Below are 2,382 nucleotides of genomic sequence, written 5' to 3' on the forward strand. Positions count from 1 at the left end.
GACCTCTTCCCCGACGGCGCCTTTTTACGCCCCCGGCGCAAGAGCGAGATACAGCTTGTCGGTCGGCGCTTCACCTACCCCCTGGAGCTGGGCGACGTGGTGCGCAAGCTGGATTTCGTGGACAACGTCCGGGCCTTTTCCGACTACCTGGTGAGCTCGCTGCGGCGGGCCTTCTCGCGTCCCGACGAGGCGAGCTTCGAGGACTGGGTGGTCAACCGCTTCGGCCGCACGCTCTACGACCTCTACTTCAAGCCGTACACGGAGAAGCTCTGGGGCGTCCCGACTCGGGAAATTTCGCCCGACTGGGCCGCGCAGCGCATCAGCCTGGTCAGCCTATTCGACGTCCTCAAGCGGCTGCTGGCCAAGGGTTCCGGCGACGATCCCCGGACCTACGCCCGGGAATTCCTCTACCCGGAGGCCGGCATCGGTGAGCTTCCCCGCCGTCTCGCGGCCAGGGCCGCGTCCCGCGGAGCGGAAATCCGCCTGGATGCGGAGGTCGTCGCCCTGCGGGTGAAGGAAGGGGCGTTCGAGGTCGAGGTCGGGAAGGCCGGCGGGGGGTCGTACCGTGAATCCGCGAGCGCCGTCGTCTCCACCGTCCCCCTGGCGGAGCTGGTCGGTTTCATCGAGCCGCGCCCGGGGGCGGAGGTTTCCAGGGCGACCCGGGGGCTCCGCTCCCGCGCCGTCGTCTTCCTCCACCTGACGCTCGAGGGGGAAACGCCCTCGGACAACCACTGGATTTATTTCCCCGAGCCGGGGTACATTTTCAACCGGATCAGCGAGCCGGCCAACTTTTCTAAAAAACTGACCCCGCCGGGTTGGGCGGCGCTCACCGCCGAGGTGAGCTGCAACGTCGGCGACCCCTTCTGGCGGATGGCTCGGGAAGACCTCTGCCGGGGCGTTTTTCGCGGTCTGGCGTCGGTCGGGCTCTTGAAAAAAACGCCACGGGCCTGTGCCGTGTCCTACCAACCCCACGCCTACCCCCTCTACGACCGGGGGTACGGCGAGCGGCTGAAGGTCTGTCTGGACCATGTAAACCGGCACCCCGGCCTCGTCGCCACCGGGCGGCAGGGGCTCTTCCGGTATGGGAACATGGACCACGCGGTCGTCATGGGCCGAAAGGCGGCTTTGGCGCTCATGGGCAAAATGGCGCGCGAGGAGGCCCAGGCGGTGGGCACGACGCGGGAGTATTTTGGCTGATGCGGCGCCGACTCCTCATCATCGTAAAAAATTTCCCACCCTACCGGACCGAGCCGAACACGGCCAACCTGGCAAAATACCTCGGCCGGCAAGGGTGGAAAATAGACGTGCTTTGCTCCCTTCCCGGCTGGGGGGTGGACACTCGCGGCCTCACCCGCGACGAGGCCCAATTGGATGCGCTCCACCCGAGCACGACCGTCTTTGAAGTGAATACCGTCAATCCCGTCCGCGGTCTCGGGCTTTTACTGAAAGGGCGTGGAAATGCGGGGTCGTCGGGCGGCAGGCTGTCCCGGCGCAATGTCTCGCCCCTGGGCCGCCTCTTCCGTTCCCTGCTGCACGTCCCCGATTCCGAGTACTACGGCGTTGAAGAGGCTGACCGGCATTCCCTGGGTCTGCCACAGCCGCGACCTCTTCCTGGAGAACCCGCTCTACACCCCGTGGCTCCACTGGCGGCGGGGGCTGGACCGGGTGTTGGAGCGCCTGGTGATGCGGGCCGCCGACGCGGTGACCACGGTCTACCCCGAGGCCACCGAGCTCCTCCGACGGCGGTACGCCCGGCCGGGGCAGGTTTGCCTTCGACCGCAGATATACCGGACCGTGCGCAACGGCTACGACGAGGAGGCCTTCGCGGGGGCGGAGCCGGTTTCCACGGGCCGCTTCACCATCCTATACGGCGGTCGGCTGGCGGCCGACGACGCCGACGGGCGTACCGGCTGGTCGCTCCTGGACGGCTTCGAGCTGTGGCTGAAGCGGCGCCCCGGGCTCCGAACGGATGTTCGCTTAAAGCTCGTGGGGAATATCCACCCCATCTACGCGGAGGAGGTCGCGCGGCGGGGGCTGGCAGACGCGGTCGAGATTCTTCCGCCGGTCCCCCTGCGGGAGATGATCGGCCTAGAGCTGGGGGCCGACGTGCTCGCCATCATCCTGGAGGACTCGCCGAAGAACTGGTTCACCGCCGGGGGGAAAATCTACGAGAGCGCCCGGGCGGGCCGGCCGATTCTGGGCGTTCTGCCGGAGAACGCCGCCGCCCGGCTCATCCGGCAAAAAAACCTCGGCCTCGTCGCGCGCTACGGCTCGGCGGAGGAGGTCGCCGCGGCCCTGGATGCCCTCCACGAGGGCGTGACCTCGGGCGCATTGACCTACGGCGGGCCGGAGCGTGACGCCTTCGTGCGGGCGACCGGCTTC

Annotated in this window: 2 protein-coding genes; both read left to right on the top strand. The window is 67.8% G+C overall.

Annotated elements, in window-relative coordinates; translation table 11 throughout:
* Window positions 1–1,197: hypothetical protein (locus NTW26_00235; protein MCX7020701.1), on the top strand; the 1,197-nt coding region annotated here is incomplete at its 5' end.
* Window positions 1,198–1,494: 297 nt separating this feature from the next.
* Window positions 1,495–2,382 (top strand): hypothetical protein (locus NTW26_00240; GenBank protein ID MCX7020702.1); only part of this gene is annotated, 888 nt, incomplete at its 3' end.

This window comes from bacterium, assembly GCA_026398675.1.
GTDB lineage: Bacteria > RBG-13-66-14 > RBG-13-66-14 > RBG-13-66-14 > RBG-13-66-14 > RBG-13-66-14.